This is a genomic window from Streptomyces litchfieldiae (genome assembly GCF_031845365.1).
GTDB lineage: Bacteria > Actinomycetota > Actinomycetes > Streptomycetales > Streptomycetaceae > Streptomyces > Streptomyces litchfieldiae.
In genome coordinates, this window is sequence record NZ_JAVREL010000002.1 from 103,897 (window position 1) to 120,719 (window position 16,823).

General features: G+C 72.6%; 16 protein-coding genes and 1 pseudogene. 11 read left to right on the plus strand and 6 right to left on the minus strand.

Features of this window, described 5'->3' with window-relative positions; genetic code table 11:
- Positions 1–50: 50 nt before the first annotated feature.
- The 6 genes and pseudogenes from RM590_RS03970 to lpdA all read left to right on the plus strand — a co-directional run bounded on the left by RM590_RS03970 (position 51) and on the right by lpdA (position 6,588).
- On the plus strand, positions 51–1,010 hold the full coding sequence (locus tag RM590_RS03970) for an ArsR/SmtB family transcription factor (protein WP_311702946.1): 960 nt from the start codon (positions 51–53) through the stop codon (positions 1,008–1,010).
- 46 nt (positions 1,011–1,056) lie between these two features.
- Positions 1,057–2,946 (plus strand): ABC transporter ATP-binding protein, encoded by a 1,890-nt coding sequence (locus RM590_RS03975; RefSeq protein WP_311702947.1) that lies wholly within the window; start codon positions 1,057–1,059, stop codon positions 2,944–2,946.
- Between the two features lie 77 nt (positions 2,947–3,023).
- Positions 3,024–4,016 (plus strand): annotated as a pseudogene (gene mreB, locus RM590_RS03980) (rod shape-determining protein MreB); the annotation flags it as partial.
- A 232-nt stretch (positions 4,017–4,248) separates the two neighbouring features.
- Positions 4,249–4,704, plus strand: coding sequence for a fluoride efflux transporter FluC (locus RM590_RS03985; protein ID WP_311702948.1), 456 nt, complete (start codon positions 4,249–4,251; stop codon positions 4,702–4,704).
- Entirely contained in the window at positions 4,701–5,057 is a 357-nt protein-coding gene (locus RM590_RS03990) for a fluoride efflux transporter FluC (RefSeq protein ID WP_311702949.1), read from the plus strand. Before RM590_RS03985 ends, RM590_RS03990 begins: the two co-directional genes overlap by 4 nt.
- Before the next feature lie 121 nt (positions 5,058–5,178).
- The gene (lpdA, locus tag RM590_RS03995) at positions 5,179–6,588 is read left to right on the plus strand and encodes a dihydrolipoyl dehydrogenase (RefSeq protein ID WP_311702950.1); all 1,410 of its coding nucleotides are present in this window, start codon (positions 5,179–5,181) and stop codon (positions 6,586–6,588) included.
- Positions 6,589–6,654: 66 nt separating this feature from the next.
- Here lpdA and RM590_RS04000 read toward each other — a convergent pair whose 3' ends face one another.
- The 6 genes from RM590_RS04000 to RM590_RS04025 all read right to left on the minus strand — a co-directional run bounded on the left by RM590_RS04000 (position 6,655) and on the right by RM590_RS04025 (position 10,373).
- Positions 6,655–7,467 carry a tyrosine-type recombinase/integrase gene (locus RM590_RS04000; RefSeq protein ID WP_311702951.1) on the minus strand — a complete coding sequence of 271 codons (813 nt, stop codon included), beginning with the start codon at positions 7,465–7,467 and terminating at the stop codon, positions 6,655–6,657.
- Positions 7,468–7,903: 436 nt separating this feature from the next.
- Positions 7,904–8,389, minus strand: coding sequence for an MSMEG_6728 family protein (locus RM590_RS04005; RefSeq protein WP_311702952.1), 486 nt, complete (start codon positions 8,387–8,389; stop codon positions 7,904–7,906).
- 76 nt (positions 8,390–8,465) lie between these two features.
- Positions 8,466–8,912, minus strand: a complete 447-nt coding sequence (locus tag RM590_RS04010; protein WP_311702953.1) for a DUF4383 domain-containing protein — start codon at positions 8,910–8,912, stop codon at positions 8,466–8,468.
- A gap of 34 nt (positions 8,913–8,946) precedes the next feature.
- Complete coding sequence (locus RM590_RS04015) at positions 8,947–9,144, minus strand: hypothetical protein (protein ID WP_311703400.1); 198 nt, start codon at positions 9,142–9,144, stop codon at positions 8,947–8,949.
- A gap of 417 nt (positions 9,145–9,561) precedes the next feature.
- Positions 9,562–10,119 (minus strand): hypothetical protein, encoded by a 558-nt coding sequence (locus RM590_RS04020; protein WP_311702954.1) that lies wholly within the window; start codon positions 10,117–10,119, stop codon positions 9,562–9,564.
- Positions 10,038–10,373: a hypothetical protein gene (locus RM590_RS04025; RefSeq protein ID WP_311702955.1), complete on the minus strand. Its 336-nt coding sequence runs from the start codon at positions 10,371–10,373 to the stop codon at positions 10,038–10,040. Before RM590_RS04025 ends, RM590_RS04020 begins: the two co-directional genes overlap by 82 nt.
- Positions 10,374–10,909: 536 nt before the next feature.
- Between RM590_RS04025 and RM590_RS04030 the strand changes: the two genes are divergently transcribed.
- The 5 genes from RM590_RS04030 to RM590_RS04050 all read left to right on the plus strand — a co-directional run bounded on the left by RM590_RS04030 (position 10,910) and on the right by RM590_RS04050 (position 16,820).
- Positions 10,910–12,142, plus strand: a complete 1,233-nt coding sequence (locus RM590_RS04030) for a Tat pathway signal protein (protein ID WP_311702956.1) — start codon at positions 10,910–10,912, stop codon at positions 12,140–12,142.
- A 38-nt stretch (positions 12,143–12,180) separates the two neighbouring features.
- On the plus strand, positions 12,181–12,660 hold the full coding sequence (locus RM590_RS04035) for an SAM-dependent methyltransferase (RefSeq protein WP_311702957.1): 480 nt from the start codon (positions 12,181–12,183) through the stop codon (positions 12,658–12,660).
- 389 nt (positions 12,661–13,049) lie between these two features.
- Positions 13,050–14,993, plus strand: a complete 1,944-nt coding sequence (locus RM590_RS04040) for a serine/threonine-protein kinase (RefSeq protein ID WP_311702958.1) — start codon at positions 13,050–13,052, stop codon at positions 14,991–14,993.
- Positions 14,994–15,057: 64 nt separating this feature from the next.
- Complete coding sequence (locus RM590_RS04045) at positions 15,058–16,149, plus strand: sensor histidine kinase (protein ID WP_311702959.1); 1,092 nt, start codon at positions 15,058–15,060, stop codon at positions 16,147–16,149.
- Positions 16,146–16,820, plus strand: a complete 675-nt coding sequence (locus tag RM590_RS04050; protein ID WP_311702960.1) for a response regulator transcription factor — start codon at positions 16,146–16,148, stop codon at positions 16,818–16,820. The genes RM590_RS04045 and RM590_RS04050 overlap by 4 nt, the downstream gene beginning before the upstream one ends.
- Positions 16,821–16,823: the final 3 nt, after the last annotated feature.

Below are 16,823 nucleotides of genomic sequence, written 5' to 3' on the forward strand. Positions count from 1 at the left end.
GGCGCGGGGCCGGGGGCCGGTACGTTTTCGGGTGGAGGCGAAACGACGCGATGGGCGACTGGCTGATCAGGGCGGATGTGCTGGCGCGCGGCCGGTTCACGGTGTCGCCGCTGGCGGAGACGGTGGCGGCCCTGCTGACGCTGGCGGGGGCGGGCTGCCAGCCGGGCCGTGAGCCCTGGCTGCGGGCACACGGACCCGCGTTCCGGGAGCTGCTGGCGCGGGACCGGTTCGCCGCGCTGTTCGTGCGGGCGGCGCTCCGGCCGCGCTGGCTGCCGGACTTCCTGGTGACCCCGCCGCGGCCGGCGGACCGGACGTTCGCCGACGAGCTGCGGTGGCTGCGCGCGACGCCCGACGAGGCGGTGCTGGCCCAGCTCGCCGAGGGCGCGGACGGCGCGCCGCCGCCCTCCGGGCTGCGCGTTCCGGGGCTGGGGGAACGGATCGCCGCGCTGCTGGACCAGGTGTGGACGCGGAGCGTGCGCGGGGACTGGCCGCGCCACCGGCGGGCATTCGAGGCCGACATCATCTCCCGGACGCAGGCGCTGAGTTCGGGCGGCTGGGCCGCGGCGCTGGACGGCCTGCGGCCGGGCATGCGATGGCTCGGCGACGGGCGGCTGCGGATCAACGCCTACCCCTATCCGCCGCGCGAACTGGCCACGGCGGAGCTGCTGTTCATCCCGACCACCACGACGCGGGGCTGGGTGGCCTGGGACGAGCCGCACCGTTACGCCGTCGTCTACCCCTGCGCCGGGCTGCTGGCCGGCACCGACCCGGAGGGCGCGCCGCCGCCGGCGCTGCGAGCCCTGCTGGGCGGGACCCGGGCGGCGATCCTCACCGAGTTGGCGGCGCCCCGGAGCACCACCCAGCTCGTGGCCCTCACCGGCTTCGGCCTGGGTTCGGTCGGCGGCCATCTGAAGGTTCTCCGGGACGCGGGCCTGGTCACCCGGCGCCGCTCGGGGCGGCTGGTGCTGTACTACCGCACCCGGCTGGGCGACGAGCTGGTGGCTCCCTGAGCTCCACTTGACTTCAAGTGTCGTTGAACTTCTAGGCTGCGGCGTCATGAGCATGGAGATGACCGCCTGGAACGCCCTCTACAACGCCCGGCACGCCAAGGACGACAAACGGCCGTTCTCCCGGGAGACCTTTCGCCGCATCGCCCGGTTCGCCCGGCCGCACCGGGCCGCGCTCACCGCGTTCCTGCTGCTCAGCGTCGCCACCGCGCTGCTGGCCGTGGCCACGCCCGTGCTGGCGGGCCGGGTCGTCACCGCCATCACGGACGGCGCCGCCGAGCGCACCGTGGTCACGCTGGCCGCGCTGATCGCCGGGATCGCGGTGGCCGAGGCCGGGATCGGGCTGCTCGCCCGCTGGCTGTCGGCCCGCATCGGCGAGGGGCTGATCCTCGATCTGCGCACGGCGGTCTACGACCATGTGCAGCGGATGCCCATCGCGTTCTTCACCCGGACCCGGACCGGCGCGCTGGTCAGCCGGCTCAACTCGGATGTCATCGGCGCGCAGCGGGCGTTCAGCGGCACCCTGTCCGGCGTGCTGAGCAACGTCGTGATGCTGCTGCTCGCGCTCGGCGTGATGCTCGGCATCAGTTGGCGCATCACGCTGCTGGCGCTGGTTTTGCTGCCCGTCTTCGTGCTGCCCGCCCGCCGCATGGGGGCCCGGCTGGCCCGGCTGTCCCGGGAGGCCGCCAACCACAACGCGGTCATGTCCACCCAGATGACCGAGCGCTTCTCGGCGCCCGGCGCGACGCTGGTCAAGCTGTACGGGCGGCCGGAGGAGGAGTCGGCCGAGTTCGCCGCCCGGGCCGCCCGGGTGCGGGACATCGGGATCCGCACCGCGATGCTCCAGATGATCTTCATCACCTCGCTCACGCTCGTCTCCGCGCTCGCCCTCGCGCTGGTCTACGGCCTCGGCGGCTGGTACGCGCTGCGCGGCAGCCTGGAGCCGGGCGCCGTCGTCTCGCTGGCGATGCTGCTGACCCGCCTCTACGCACCGCTGACCTCGCTGGCCAGCGCCCGGGTGGAGGTCATGAGCGCGCTGGTCAGCTTCCAGCGGGTCTTCGAGGTGCTGGACCTGAAGCCGCTGATCGAGGAGCGCCCCGCCGCCCGCCCGGTGCCGGACGGGCCGGTGGCGGTGGAGTTCGAGAACGTGGACTTCGCCTACCCGGCGGCCGACCGCGTCTCCCTGGCGTCCCTGGAAGAGGTCGCCACCCTGGACACGCGCGGCGGCGAACAGGTGCTGCACGGCGTGACGTTCACCGCCGAGCCCGGCCGGCTCGTCGCCCTCGTCGGCTCCTCGGGCGCCGGCAAGTCCACCATCGCCCAGCTCGCCCCCCGCCTCTACGACGCCGACCGGGGCACCGTGCGCGTCGGCGGCGTGGACGTGAAGGACCTGACGGCCGCCTCGCTGCGCGAGACGCTGGGCATGGTCACCCAGGACGGCCACCTCTTCCACGACACCATCCGCGCCAACCTGCTGCTCGCCCGCCCGGCGGCCGACGAGGCGGAGCTGTGGGACGCGCTGCGCCGGGCCCGGCTGGACGGGCTCGTGGCCGCGCTGCCCGACGGCCTGGACACCGTCGTGGGCGAACGCGGCTACCGCCTGTCCGGCGGCGAGCGGCAGCGCCTGACCATCGCCCGGCTGCTGCTGGCCCGCCCCCGGGTCGTCCTCCTCGACGAGGCCACCGCGCACCTGGACGCCACCTCCGAGGCGGCCGTGCAGGAGGCGCTGGCCGAGGCCCTGGCCGGCCGCACGTCCGTGGTCATCGCGCACCGGCTGTCCACCGTGCGGGCCGCCGATCTGATCCTGGTCGTCGAGCAGGGCCGGATCGTCGAACGCGGCACGCACGACGAGCTGTTGGCGGCGGGCGGCCGGTACGAGGAGCTGTACCGCACCCAGTTCGAGACGGGCGTGGAGGCCAGCGGAGAACCCGTCACCTGACGGCCCGTCGCGCCGCGCTCCCCCGGTCGGCGCACTCCAGCGGGCGGACCCCCACGCGGGCACACAACATGATCGGTATGACCCTCAGTCTTGATCATCTTCGCCGCTGCGCCGTGGCCGCGGACCTCGGCGCCGCCCGTACCCGCGTCTATGTGAGACAGACCGGCCTCATCGTCGACGAGCCGTCGGTCGTGGCCATGAACATCAAGACGGGCGCGCTGATCGCCGTCGGCGCGCCCGCCGAACGGATGGCCGGCCGAACGCCGGCGAACATCCGTGTCATCCGTCCCATCAACGGCGGCACCGTCGTCGACATCGAGATGGCCCAGCGCATGCTGCGCGCCATGGTCGGCAACAAGCTCCGCCGCACCTGGCGGTTCCGGCCGCTGCTGCGCGCCGCCGTGTGCATCCCGCACGACGCCGACCCGCTGGCCCGGCGGGCGGCGCTGGAGACGATGATCGGGCTCGGCGCGCGCCGCGTGGAGCTGGTGGACAGCCTGATCACGGCCGGCATCGGCTGCGGGCTGCCCGTCGAGGAGCCCGAGGCCACCCTGATCGTGCAGGTCGGCGCGGCCACCACCGAGATCGCGGTGCTGTCGCTCGGCGCGATCGTCGCCGCCGACAAGGTGCAGATGGGCGGCGAGACCATCGACCGCGCCCTCGTCCAGCACCTGCGCAACCGGCACGAGCTGCTGCTGCCCAGCCAGGCCGTGCGCCCGCTGCACCGGGTGCTGACCGGGCCGTATCCCCAGGTCACCGAGGTGTCCGGGCGGGATGTGGCCACCGGGCTGGCGCGCACGGTGAAGGTGGATCCGGAGGAGCTGCGCGCGGCGGTGCAGCCGCCGGTGACCGGGCTGCTCGACACGATCCGCTCGGTGCTGCACCGCTGCCCGCCCGACCTGGTCGCCGATCTCGCCGAGCGCGGCGTGATGCTCACCGGCGGCGCGGCGGTGCTGCCCGGGCTCGACACGGCCATCCGGAACAACTCCGGGATGCCGGTTCATGTCGCCGAGGAGCCCGGGCTGTGCGCCGTGCAGGGCCTGGGCGCGCTGCTGGACGGCAAGTTCAAGACGGCGTTCCGCCCCGGGCGCGGGCCGAAGGTCGCCGCCGGCGCGCGGCGGCGGCGCCGGGCGGCGCGCGCCAGTGAGACCGAGCCGCACACGGCGCGCACCGAGCCGGTGACCGCGCCCGCGCAGCCGGCGGCCGAACAGCCGCGGCAGGCCGAACAGCCGCTCAAGGAGACCGCGGAGGTCGCGCTGCCCTGAGCACGACCCTGAGCACGGCCCCGTATCATGCCCGGCCATGAGCGACCTGCCCGAGCTCCCGTCCGCGCCCCGGCGTCCCCCGCCGGGGCGCGGACGGCTGTCGCTGCTGGCGGTCGTCGCCCTGGGCGGCGGCCTCGGCAGCGCCGCCCGGTACGGCGCGGGCCGGCTGGTGGCCACGCCGCCGCACGGCTTCCCCTGGACCACGCTCGGCGTCAACGTCCTTGGCTGCGCGCTGATCGGCGTCCTCATGGTCGCGGTCACCGAGGCGGGCAGCGCGCACCGGCTGGTGCGCCCGTTCTTGGGCACCGGCGTGCTGGGCGGGTTCACCACGTTCTCCACCTACACCCTGGACGTCGAGCAGCTCTTCTCCGCCGGGCGGCCCGGCCCGGCGTTCGCCTGCCTGCTGCTGACGCCGGTCGCGGCGTTGCTGGCCGTGTGGCCCGCCGCGGCGGCGACCCGCCGCCTGCTCGGCGGGCGGGGGGCCCGCCCGTGACCTGGCTGCTGGTGATCGCGGGCGGCATGGTGGGCGCGCCGCTGCGCTTCGTTCTCGACCACGCGGTGCGGGACCGCAGCCGTTCGGCGTTCCCCTGGGGCACGTTCACCGTCAACGTCACGGGCTGTCTGCTGATCGGCCTGTTCACCGGCGTGGCCGCCGAGTTGCGCCCCCTGCTCGCCTCGGGCCTGTGCGGCGCGCTGACCACGTACTCGACGTTCTCCTGGGAGACGCTGAAGCTGGCCGAGGGCGGCGCCCGGCTCACCGCGTTCGTCAACGTCGGGGCGAGTGTGCTCGCCGGTCTGGGCGCCACCTGCGCCGGAGTCGCAATCGCCGAGGCCTGGTGGGCCTGACGGGCCCCGGCCGCGGGGCCGTGGCTGACCGCCGGGGCCCGGGGCGCTCGTGGTGTCATGGGGCGGGCAGGGAAGAATGTCACCGACCACCGTGAGAGCGCGAAAGAAGGCGTGAGGGTTCATGAGCACGCACTACGACGTCGTCGTCCTGGGCGCGGGCCCGGGGGGCTACACCGCGGCGGTCCGCGCCAGCCAGTTGGGGCTGCGGACCGCGGTCGTCGAGGAGAAGTACTGGGGCGGTGTCTGCCTGAACGTCGGCTGCATCCCCTCCAAGGCACTGCTGCGCAACGCCGAGCTGGCACACCTGTTCACCCAGGAGGCGGCGGCCTTCGGGATCCAGGTGTCGGGCGAGGTCACCGTCGACTACGGCGCCGCGTTCCAGCGCAGCCGCAAGGTGGCCGAGGGCCGGGTCAACGGCGTGCACTACCTGATGAAGAAGAACAACATCACGGAGTACGACGGGCGCGGCTCGTTCACCGACGACCACACCCTTCAGGTCGCGCTCACCGCGGGCGGCACCGAGACGGTGACGTTCGACCACTGCATCATCGCGGCGGGCGCCACCACCCGGCTGCTGCCCGGGACTTCGCTCAGCGACCGGGTGGTCACCTATGAGGAGCAGATCCTCACCGAGTCGCTGCCGGGCAGCATCGTCATCGCGGGGGCCGGCGCCATCGGCGTCGAGTTCGCGTACATTCTGCACAACTACGGCGTCAAGGTGACCATCGTCGAGTTCCTGGACCGGATGGTGCCGCTGGAGGACGCCGAGGTCTCCAAGGAGCTGGCCCGCCAGTACCGCAAGCTCGGCATCCAGGTCCTCACCTCCACCCGCGTGGACGCGATCGACGACTCCAACCCGAACGCGCCGGTCCGGGTGATGGTGACGAACGGCAAGGGCGAGCAGCAGGTGCTGGAGGCCGACAAGGTCCTCCAGGCCATCGGCTTCGCGCCGCGGGTGACGGGCTACGGCCTGGAGAACACGGGCGTGGCGCTCACCGAGCGGAACGCGATCGCCGTGGACGGCCGCTGCCGCACCAACGTTCCGCACATCTTCGCCATCGGCGACGTGACGGCCAAGCTGATGCTGGCGCACGCGGCCGAGTCCATGGGCATCGTGGCGGCCGAGACGATCGGCGGCGCGGAGACCATGGAGCTGGACTACACGATGATCCCGCGCGCCACCTACTGCCAGCCGCAGATCGCCAGCTTCGGCTTCACCGAGGAGCAGGCCAAGCAGCGCGGCTTCGACGTGAAGACGGTCAAGTTCCCCTACACGGCCAACGGCAAGGCGCACGGCCTCGGCCAGCCCTCGGGCTTCGTCAAGATCATCAGCGACGGCAAGTACGGCGAGCTGCTGGGCGCGCACCTGATCGGCCCCGAGGTGACCGAGCTGCTGCCGGAGCTGACCCTGGCCCAGCAGTGGGACCTCACCGTGCACGAGGTCGCGCGGAACGTCCACGCGCACCCGACGCTGGGCGAGGCGGTCAAGGAGGCGATCCACGGCCTGGCCGGGCACATGATCAACATGTGATGCCGTACCGCCTCTGACCTGGTCAGATGGGCTGGCGAGTCGGGGCGAGGGCACTCGGCTTGGCGATCATGGACGTGATGGCCGGGCCGAGGGCCGCATCCACTGCGTTCCGTGTCCGGCCGAGGGAGCGCGGGAGCATGTGCGTGTAGGTCCGCAGGGTGAACGCCGGGTCCTGGTGGCCGAGTGTTCGGACAGGGCCCGGATGCTCTCCCCCGCGTCGAGGAGAACGCTCGCGTAGTGGTGCCGTAGGGCGTGGCATCCGTCATCCTCGGCCGCCGCGTACTTCTCTCCCTTGCCCGGCATCGGGATGATGCCCGCCCGCGCGATGGCCGGCTTCCAATGCGTCGAGTTGAACCGGTCGCGTATCAGGACCGTGCCCGTGTCCCTGGTGAACACCAGCCGGTGTGTCCGTAACGAGCCGTCCAGCGATTCCCAGGGCAGCGTGACCTCGCGGGCGGGGAAGGCTCGGACGTGCGCGCGTAGTGCCTCGGCCACCTGATCGGGCAGGGGAACCTCGCGCGTCTTCTCGTGCTTCGGCAGGGCGAAGAACGGCCGCGAGTTCTTGAGCTTGACCTGCCGGTCAACGCGCACGATCCCCGCCTCGTAATCGATGTCCTCCTCGGCCACGCCGAACAGCTCACCCTGTCGCAGGCTGCACCCGGTGCCAAGGACGACCAGCCCCTTGAACCGGTCCGCCATCGCGTCGAGTACGGCGGCGACCTGGTCCGAGTCCCACGCCTTGACTTTCCGCTGCGTCCGCCTCGGCACTCTGACGGACTGCGAGCGCATCGGGTTGCGGGGAATCCGCCCGTCGTCGACGGCGGCGTTCAGGATGGCCGACAGGGTGTCGCAGATCTGCCCGGCGTAGGTGTCTCCCACCCGGCCGCGCAGCTCCTGTATCCAGGCGCGAAGCGTTGACGGCAGGATCGCCCGCAGCTCCCGCCCGCCGAGGATGGGAACGATGTGCAGCCGTACGTGCCGCTCGAAGAGGGCGACCGACGTCTCACCGGCTCCGATGCCCCGCTAGGGACTTAGGGCCGGTATCGAGTTCCCGGTCGGATCAGCCCGCGGCGTCAGACGCGGTGCATCGCAAGGCACCGGATCGCAGCTCATACCCGGCCGTATTCGCGCGATTCGGCTGGGGGCACCTCCCAGACGGAGTCTGGGGGAGCGGCGAGGTGCCGTGACTGGCGTCGCGGGCCCGGGCGGGAACTCGATACAGGCCCTAAGGTGGGCGGAGCGGCGCAGCTTGCGGTTCGTTAGCTTGGCGAACCCGCGCTCGACGGGTTGAGCCAGAAGGCCGAGGTGGGCCGCCTCACCCGGGGGCCGTGGCGCCGCCGGTCCGGTCAGAGGTCGGCCAGACATAGGGCAGGTCGTCCCGCACACCGGGGAACACCTGTGAATAGTGCTCCGCATCCTTGCGGAGCAAGGCCGATTGATGACTTCGGTGGAAGGCCGAGTCGCCGAGCCAGGGCGGCAGTTCACCGGCCACGGCGAGCTCCGGCTGCGAGCGCGGCCCGGCGATGCCGGTGCCCGTCCGGAGTTCGCGGCGCAACAGGGACCGGCAGGTGTCCGAGTGGCCGGCCGCGCACCACACTTCGCAGATGTCAAGTCCGTACCGCGTCAGCGCTTCCTCGTACCCCGCCCACATGCGGGCCGCGGGGTGCTGGCGCCAGCCGTATCCGGGAACGGTGAGGGCCCTCAGTACTTGAAGCGCCTCCACCCGCTGCTTGCCCAGCCGTCGCGTGTCCAGCGCCCGCGCGGTCGCTGTGAAGTCGGGGAACGGGAGGAACGTCTGCATACCGCCTGTCCCGGCCGGGCCTCCGGTGTGTGTGTCGGTCCCCCGCCGCCGGGCGCGGTGGGCGCTGGTCGTGGCGTTACCGCCTGGATCGGTCGCGGTGGAGGAGGAGCCCAAGAGCGATCATGCCCACTCCCAAGCAGAGGTGAAGCCAGTCATCGGCGTGATTGAGCGGAACGAAGTTGGCATCTTCGTCGTTGTCCACGATCAGGCCGTACAGCCACAGGACGAGGTACACCGCGCCGCCTGCGATGAGGTAGAAGCGGGCCAGTGCCGAGGTCGTGGCCATGAGAACACCGAGCACGCCGAAGGCGAGATGGACGAGGTTGTGGAGGACCGACACCTGGAAGAGGCCCAGCAGTTGGGCCTCGGAGTCGTGTCCCGCAAACTCCAGCTCGTCGAAATCCGTGGTGATGCCCGGGATAAACCCGAGGACTCCCACGACGAGAAAGAGGACTCCCACGATCAGCGCGGCTGTCCTGATAGGACTGCGCTTGGCAATATCTGTGCCGTCGGTTCTGCTCATGGTTGCAACCCCGCGGGAATGTCGGGCAGGGACGTCAGTCCTTTTCGTACTGTGACAGAGCGATGCCGAGCCCGAAGAAGGTCGGGGCCCACTCTCCGATGAAGATCCCCCAGCGGTCAGCCCGGTCCAATCCCTGCCCCGGCTCCTTTGTCAGTGAGCCCAGCCAGACGGAGAACGACAGGCCGACGGATCCGACGGCAGCGAAGTAGGCGTGCTCACTGCGCAAACCCATTTCGTGGAGTTTCTTGACTATCACGGCAGCCTCCTGAACTCTTCGTCATCGTGTCTCGCAGTATCCAGAACCACTTTTCCGAGATTAAGCATGGATCGGTGCGCCCGCCATTCCAATCCGGTTGCGACCGGCGCGGCCCTCGTACGCCCCGTAAAGTAGCTTGGTTGTCTCCCGCCGTGCGATGATCCGGGCACGCCGCCGCAGGAGGCTTCAGGTTGAGTCAGGGAGCGGAGGTGGGGGTGACGTGCGATGAAACCGAGGGTGACGCAGCAGCCACTGGAGTTGCCCACCGACAACGGGCAGGCGTGCACGACGCCGTTACCGCGTGCCAGGAAAACGCGACGCTGCCCCGTCCCAGCAACGTCGGGGCGGGGCAACGCAGTTCCTTCTGGACGGGGTCAGCCGGGCTCGGCTGTGTCAGCCCGTGACCTTGCTCAGTAGCTCGGCGTTGGCGGGCACATCGTGCCCGAGTAGCACGCCGTGGCGGGGGAGGCGGTTGAGGCGCTCGGCAACGGTGGCGCGCACCTCGCTCGGCCCGCCGGGGTTCACACCGCCCGTCAGGCCGAAGATGTCGGGGTAGCGGTCTTCCGTCTTCCCGGCCATGAAGTCCGCTTCGGCCAGCGTCCGGGGTGCCTCGGTGAGCTGCGGCGCGCCGTCGGCGGTCACCTGCGGAAACAGCAGCGCGGCGGCCTGGCCGTGGGGGGCGAGTTCCGAGCCGAACCAGGTAGCGAACTGGACGGGCCAGACCTGCGCTTTCAGCTCCCGGGCACCGCCCCACAGCGGTTCGCGCCGCCCGGCCAGCAGTGCGTCCGTCACACGCTGGTCCTGCGTGGGGTGCAGCGACTCCCCCGTGCGCAGGCGCGCCTGCGCGATGTCGTACCAGCCCAGCGCGTTCAGCAGCCCGAGCCCGACGGCGGCGGCGGCTGGCCACGGCAGCACCTCGACGCCGCCGGCCACGTCGGGGCGGACGAACACCCGATCGTTGGCCAGCAGCCGCAGGCGCCCGAGTGCCGCCCGAGTGCCGCCCGAGTGAGCGCCGTGGTCGTCTTGCCGACGCCCTTGCCGCCGAAGGTGAGGACGGTTCGCCCGTCCTCGGCGGCGACCGCCGAGGCGTGCAGCACCGCCCACCCGTCGCCCAGGGGGAGGCTGCGCATCATCTCCCGCGCCAGCCGCGCGGCGGCGACCGCGACCGGGAGCGTGGCGGCGCCCACGATCTCCAGGCGCGCCACGGAAGGGGTACCGATAGGCCAGATGCTCGCCCGGCGTCACGGTTCAGCACCCACAGGGCGCCGCCGATGTCGTCGGGGTTGAGAGGGGGTGCGGCGCCATGGGGCACGACGGCGGCCACGGCCGAGGCGGAGACGGCGAATCATCGGCCGCCCTCCTCGGCGTAGGCGACCCCGGCGTTCTCCGGGCACGGCCGCACGTCGTCAATGGCGCACTGCCATTCGAGGCCGCCGCCCAGTGGCCGGAGGTAGACCACAGTCGGCGGTTCGTTCTGGACGTAGGGGTGAACCGATGCCGGACACGGTGCCGACCTCACCGCACACCGTGTCGAGTACGCGCGTCCGCAGCGTCAGCCACTCGCGCCAAGGGAGCACGATGAACGAGCCGCGAGCAGAACGCCGGCCACCCAACGCCGAGCTGCGCGCCCTGATCAAGGCCACAGGGGTGACGTACGAAGCCTTAGCCCGGTCAGTGCGCTCTGTCGCCGCCGAGGCGGGCGCCACGCTGCGCACGAAACCGCTCCGCCATCGCTCACTGGGTGGCCGGCGCCGGGCCGGCCGACGACACGGCGCCCTACCTCGCCGAGGCGTTGACGCGCCACCTCGGCCGGCCGGTCAGCCTGACGGAGATCGGCCTGGCAGAGCCCTTCCCCGTCCCCGCGCCGGACTGGCGTGCGGATACGCTGGCGGCGCTGGCCGACTTGGGGAGAGGTGACCTGGACGTGGAGCGCAGGCGTGCCCTGTCCCCCGCCGCCTACTCCGCCGCCGCGCTGGCCGTGCCAGGCTCGGAGTGGTGGACACAGCGGGCCGAACAGTCCGCGATACGGCCGGCGACCGGCCGCCGCAGGGTCGGCCGTGGCGACCTCGACGCCGTGCGCGACATGGTGGCCATGTTCTCCCGCATCGACCAGCGCCACGGCGGCGGCCACGCGCGAGCCGCCGTCGTGCAGTACCTCACCACCGACGTCAGCACCTATCTCGGTGGCCGCTTCACCGACGACCAGGTGCGCCGAGAGATGTTCGCCGCCGCCAGCGAACTGGCCTACCTCTCCGGGGGGATGGCCTTCGACAACGCCGAGCACGCCATCGCTCAGCGGTACTTCACGCTCTCGGTCAGCCTGGCCGCCGAGGCCGACGACGCGCCCATGGCCGGTCACGTACTGCGCGCCATGGCCCATCAGGCCGCCGACCTCGGCCACGGCCGCCAGGCCGTGAACCTCGCGAACGCCTCGATGGACGGCCCGCGCTACGCCTCGGCCGCGCCCCGGGAGCGAGCTCTCCTCGGCGTCGTACGCGCCCGCGCGTTGGCCGCCAACGGACAGCCCAAGGCCGCCGCCGCTGCGCTGCTCCGTGCGGGGGACGACCTGGCCGCCGCCACCCCGGGCCACGACGAACCCGGGCGCGTCTTCTTCTTCGGCGAGGCCAGCCTCGCCCATGAAACGGCCTGCACGCTCCGGGACACGGGAGACCTCGGCGGCGCCCTGCGGGAGTTCCGGCACAGCGTCCGCACCCGCAAGGCGGCCACCTTCACCCGCACGCACGCCGTGACCCTCGGCTACCTCGGCTCGGTCCAGGCACGGCAGGGCGCCATAGAGGAAGCCTGCGCCACGTGGTCGCGTGCCCTGGACGCCATGGACGGCATCCACTCCGCTCGCGCCCGCCGCACCACCGCCGACATGCGCCGCGCCCTCTCCCCCGTGCGCGGGCGCGGCATCCCCGCCGTGGCCGAGCTGGACGCGCGGGCCGCCGCGTACCTGACCGAGTCCGCCTGACCACCCGCAGACCACGATCCCGAGGAGAGCAGCGCCCCATGGCAGAAGAGTTCACCGTCGTGCCCGTGGCCCACGTCGTCGGCGGGCGCGCCGAACCGACAGACGACTACTGGGGCGGCACCCGCTCCATCGTCCGCATCACCCCCGACTTCCCGACCGACTCCACCGAGAGGCTGGCCGAGTTCTCCCACCTGGAGATCGTCTTTCGCTTCCATCTGACCGACCCCACCGACCTCCACCCCGGCGCGCGCCGCCCACGCGACACCCCAGCATGGCCGCCCGTGGGCATCTTCGGCCGCCGGAACATGCGGCGCCAGAACTGGCTCGGCGTCTCCCGATGCCGCCTGATCAAGGTCGACGGCCTTGACCTCCACGTGGAAGACCTCGACGCCGTAGACGGCACGCCCGTACTCGACATCAAACCGTGGTTCGCCGAGATGGGCCCGCGCGGCAGCATCCGGCAACCGGCGTGGCCTACCGAGATGCTGGCGGACTACTACGCTCCCTCGAAGGACTGACCGCCGCGAGGTGCAACGCCCGGGCGTGGGGGTCCACGGCTTGCGGCGTTGCACCTCGCTCCGGCTCGTTCGGCTGTGCCCCGAGGGCACACGCAGGGCACACGGCACCTAAAAACGACCCGAAACAACGGGAAACACTGAGAGTAGTTTTCCCAGGTCAGGCGCCACATTTCGGCGTTCCCGCAGGTCACCGAACCGGGGTCGGCTAAGGATCAACATGTGACCGTCGGCTCCGGCGACATCGAACAGCCCGTCCGGCGCGCGTGTGCCGGACGGGCCGTTCGATGTTCCGGCCTGCCGGGACCCCTCCCGGGCGAACATGGTGCAATGAGACCGCGGTTGTGCTCGTGACCGCTCAAATGACACTCGACGCGGGGGAGTCGGCACGCATGGAAGCGCTGACACCACAGGATCCACCCCGGATCGGCCCCTACCGGCTGATCGGCAGGCTCGGCGAGGGCGGGATGGGCGTGGTGTACCTGGCCCGTTCCGACCGGGGCCGGATGGTCGCGGTGAAGACGATCATCGGCGAGCTGGCCCGGGAGCCGGACTTCCGGCGGCGTTTCGACCGGGAGATCACGGCGGCCCGGCGGGTCGGCGGCCAGTGGACCGCGCCCGTGTTCGACGCCGACCCCGAGGCCGAGCCGCCGTGGGTCGCCACCCGTTACATACCGGGCTTCTCGCTGTTCGAGCTGGTCAACCGGTACGGCCCGCTGCCCGAGCGCAGCCTGCTGCTGCTCGCCGGCGGCATGGCGCAGGCGCTGAAGGCCATTCACGAGGCGGGCGTGCTGCACCGGGACCTCAAGCCGTCCAACGTGCTGGTCACCTTCGACGGCCCGCGCGTCATCGACTTCGGCATCGCCCGCGCGCTGGACCCGGCGCCCGGCGAGGGCATCACCCGGACCGGCACCACCATCGGCTCGCCGGGCTTCATGTCGCCCGAGCAGGTGCGCGGGGAGCGGCTGACCCCGGCCAGCGACGTGTTCGGGCTCGGCTCGCTGCTCGCCTACGCCGCCACCGGCCGCACCCCGTTCGGCGCCGTGGACTCCGCGCCGCACCTCCTGACGTACCGCATCGTGGAGGAGCCGCCCGACCTCGACGGCGTGCCCGAGAAGCTGCGCACGCTCATATCCGGCTGCCTGGCCAAGGACCCGGCCCGGCGGACGCCGGTGGCCGAGCTGCTGAACCACCCGGCGCCGGGCGACGCCGGGGTGGGGGACGGCGGGCCCTGGCTGCCCGCCGCGATCGTGGAACGGCTGGGGCGCGTCGCCGCCACGCTGCTGGAGTCGGAGAACCCCCGGACGCTGGTGGGCGAGCCGGAGACGGTGCGGATGGAGGAGCCGCCGATCCCGGCGCCCGCTCCCGCACCCGCGCCCTACGCGCCGCCGGCCCCCGCCGCGCCGGCTCCCGCCCCGGCCCCGGCGTCGTTCGGCCCCCCGGCGTACGGCGGTTCGCCGCCACACGCTCCCCAGCCGGCGCCGGCGGCCCCGCGGCGCGGGCTGTTCCTCGGGCTGGCGGGCGTCGCCGTCGCGGCGGTGCTGGGCATCGTCGCGGTGGTGGCGCTGACCGGAGGCGACGGCGACGGTGACGACCCCGGCGGTGGCGGGACCACCCCGCCCCCGGACCTCCAGCCCGTTGCCGAGGGCCATCTCGGCGCCTGGCAGGGCGAGTTCGGCACGGAGGGCGAGCCGGGCTGGCGCGGCCTGTGGTTCGAGATCCGGGAGGGCACGGAGGGCGAGAGCGTGGGCACCGCCTTCACCACCTACATGGGCTCGATGTGCGTGTACGACATGCGGCTGGAGTCGTTCCAGGACAACCGGCTCAGCTACACCGAGGTGGCCGAGCGCAGCGTTCCGGAGGGCGAGATCCACGAGAACTGCCGGGCCGACGGCACCGTCAAGACGCTGGAGTTGCAGGACAACGGCGACATGCGGTGGACCGACGGGGACCGGCAGACGACGCTGGAGGCCGCCACCGCCGACGGCGGGAACGCCGTGCCCGCGTCGCTGGTGGGCTCCTGGCGCGACGAGTACCGCACCGGCGAGGGTGAGGAGGGCCTGGACGAGGTCACGGTCGAGCAGGGCGCGGTCGGCGACACCGTGGTGCGCTGGTCATGGACCCTGGACGGCGAGACCTGCGTCTGGGACTACCAGTTGGCGGGGGTGAGCGGCGACCGGGTGCTGCTCTCGCCCGAGATCCTGATCGCCGAGCGGAGCGACGACACCTGCGACGAGGACGACAGCTCCTGGGCGTGGGCCGGCGCCGACGGCACCCTCTACTTCCGCTGGACCAGCCGCCCCGACGACTCGCCCTACGCCGTCTACACGGAGTGATCCCAGGGACCGGCTACTCCCGTCGGCGTACGTGGCCGCCGCCCGCCGCGCCTACCGTGGTCGCATGGGCGTGGAACTGCTGCTCACCGTTGCCATCGGCGGGGTCACCGCCGCCGATCTGGCCTCCAACGTGCCCGGCTCGCGCGAGGACGACTGGCTGAGCTGGGCCGTGCTGGCCGTCTCGGCCGCCGGGCTCCTCGCGCACCGCCGGGCGCCCCTGGTCTCGGCGGCGGTGACCGGGGCTGGCTGTCTGACGTGGACGCTGATGGGCCACATCGGCGAGCTGCTGAACCTGCCCGCGATGGTCTCGCTCTACTGGGTCGCGGTGCGCGGCGACCGCCGCCGCACGCTCCGGATCGCCGTCCTGGCCTCGCTGTTGGCCGGCGCCGCCGCGGTGATCTCCGGACAGGAGGAGGGCCGCCCGGTGCCCTCCCCCGTGCTGGAGATGGCGATCCCGCTGGTCCCGCTGCTGCTGGGCGAGGTGGTCCGCGGCCGGCAGGAGCTCGCCCGCCGCGCCGAGCGCGAGCACCGGCGGGAGACCGCGCGCCGGGTCCGGGAGGAACGAGTGCGCATCGCCCGGGAGTTGCACGACATCGTGGCGCACACCGTGTCCGCGATGACCGTGCAGGCGGGCGTGGCCCTGGACGCCCTGGACAAGCGCCCCGACCTGGCGCGGACGGCGCTGCGGCAGGTCCGCGCGTCGGGCCGGGAGGCGGTGCGCGAGCTGCGCACGACGGTCACCATCCTCCGCGAGGACGGCACGGACGCGCCGGTCGCCCCGGCACCGCGCCTCGACCAGCTCCCCGAACTGATCGACCGCACGCCGCTGGCCGTCACGCTGCACCACACCTCCGAGGGCCCGGTGCCGCCCGTGGTCGAACTGGCCGCGTACCGCATCGTCCAGGAGGCCCTGACCAACGTGGTCAAGCACTCCGTGTCCCGGCACGCCGCCGTGTCGGTGCGCCCCGGCGCGGGCCGGCTGCTGGTGGAGGTGACCAACGACGGACCCGCCCGGCCGCGGCCCGGCACCGGCTTCGGCCTGCTCGGGATGCGCGAACGGGCGGCGGCCGTCGGCGGCACCCTGGAGTACGGCACGCTGCCCGCCGGCGGCTTCCGGGTCACCGCCTCGCTGCCCACGGCCGGAGCGGACGCGTGAGGCCGGTCCGCGTCGTGCTCGCCGACGACCAGACGGTGGTGCGGGCCGGGTTCCGCGCGCTGCTCGACCTGACCGACGACCTGGTGGTCGTCGCCGAGGCGGCGGATGGCGCCCAGGCGGTGGAGGCGGTCACCACCACCCGCCCGGACGTGGTGCTGATGGACATCCGGATGCCGCGGGTGGACGGGCTGGAGGCCACCCGCCGGATCGCCGCCGACCCGGCGCTGAACGCGGTGCGGGTCCTGATCCTGACGACGTTCGGGGCCGACGCCTATGTCTTCGAGGCGCTGCGGGCAGGCGCGGCGGGCTTCCTGCTGAAGGACGTCGAGCCCGACGACCTGCGCGACGCGATCCGCACGGTGGCCACCGGCCAGGGCCTGCTGTCCCCCACCGTCACCCGCCGGGTGATCGAGGAATTCGCCCGGCTCCAGACCCCGTTGGCCAACGCGGCCACCCGCCTCGTCCCCCTCACGGCCCGCGAACGCGAGGTCCTGGCGCTGGTCGCCACGGGCCTGTCGAACGAGGAGATCGGCCGCCGCCTCATGATGTCGCCCCTGACCGCCAAGACCCATGTCAGCCGCGCCATGACCAAACTCGGCGCCCGCGACCGCGCCCAACTGGTCGTCCTGGCCTACGAAACGGGCCTGGTCCGCCCGGGCGAGCAGCGGTAGGCG

Excerpts from the sequence above, each read along its gene's own strand:
- RM590_RS03975 (WP_311702947.1), top strand. The coding sequence starts at position 1,057 with ATGAGCATGGAGATGACCGCCTGGAACGCCCTCTACAACGCCCGGCAC.
- RM590_RS04010 (WP_311702953.1), bottom strand. The coding sequence starts at position 8,912 with ATGAGCAGAACCGACGGCACAGATATTGCCAAGCGCAGTCCTATCAGG.
- RM590_RS04045 (WP_311702959.1), top strand. The coding sequence starts at position 15,058 with ATGGGCGTGGAACTGCTGCTCACCGTTGCCATCGGCGGGGTCACCGCC.
- RM590_RS04005 (WP_311702952.1), bottom strand. The coding sequence starts at position 8,389 with ATGCAGACGTTCCTCCCGTTCCCCGACTTCACAGCGACCGCGCGGGCG.
- lpdA (WP_311702950.1), top strand. The coding sequence starts at position 5,179 with ATGAGCACGCACTACGACGTCGTCGTCCTGGGCGCGGGCCCGGGGGGC.
- RM590_RS03970 (WP_311702946.1), top strand. The coding sequence starts at position 51 with ATGGGCGACTGGCTGATCAGGGCGGATGTGCTGGCGCGCGGCCGGTTC.
- RM590_RS04015 (WP_311703400.1), bottom strand. The coding sequence starts at position 9,144 with ATGGGTTTGCGCAGTGAGCACGCCTACTTCGCTGCCGTCGGATCCGTC.
- RM590_RS04035 (WP_311702957.1), top strand. The coding sequence starts at position 12,181 with ATGGCAGAAGAGTTCACCGTCGTGCCCGTGGCCCACGTCGTCGGCGGG.
- RM590_RS03985 (WP_311702948.1), top strand. The coding sequence starts at position 4,249 with ATGAGCGACCTGCCCGAGCTCCCGTCCGCGCCCCGGCGTCCCCCGCCG.
- RM590_RS04040 (WP_311702958.1), top strand. The coding sequence starts at position 13,050 with ATGGAAGCGCTGACACCACAGGATCCACCCCGGATCGGCCCCTACCGG.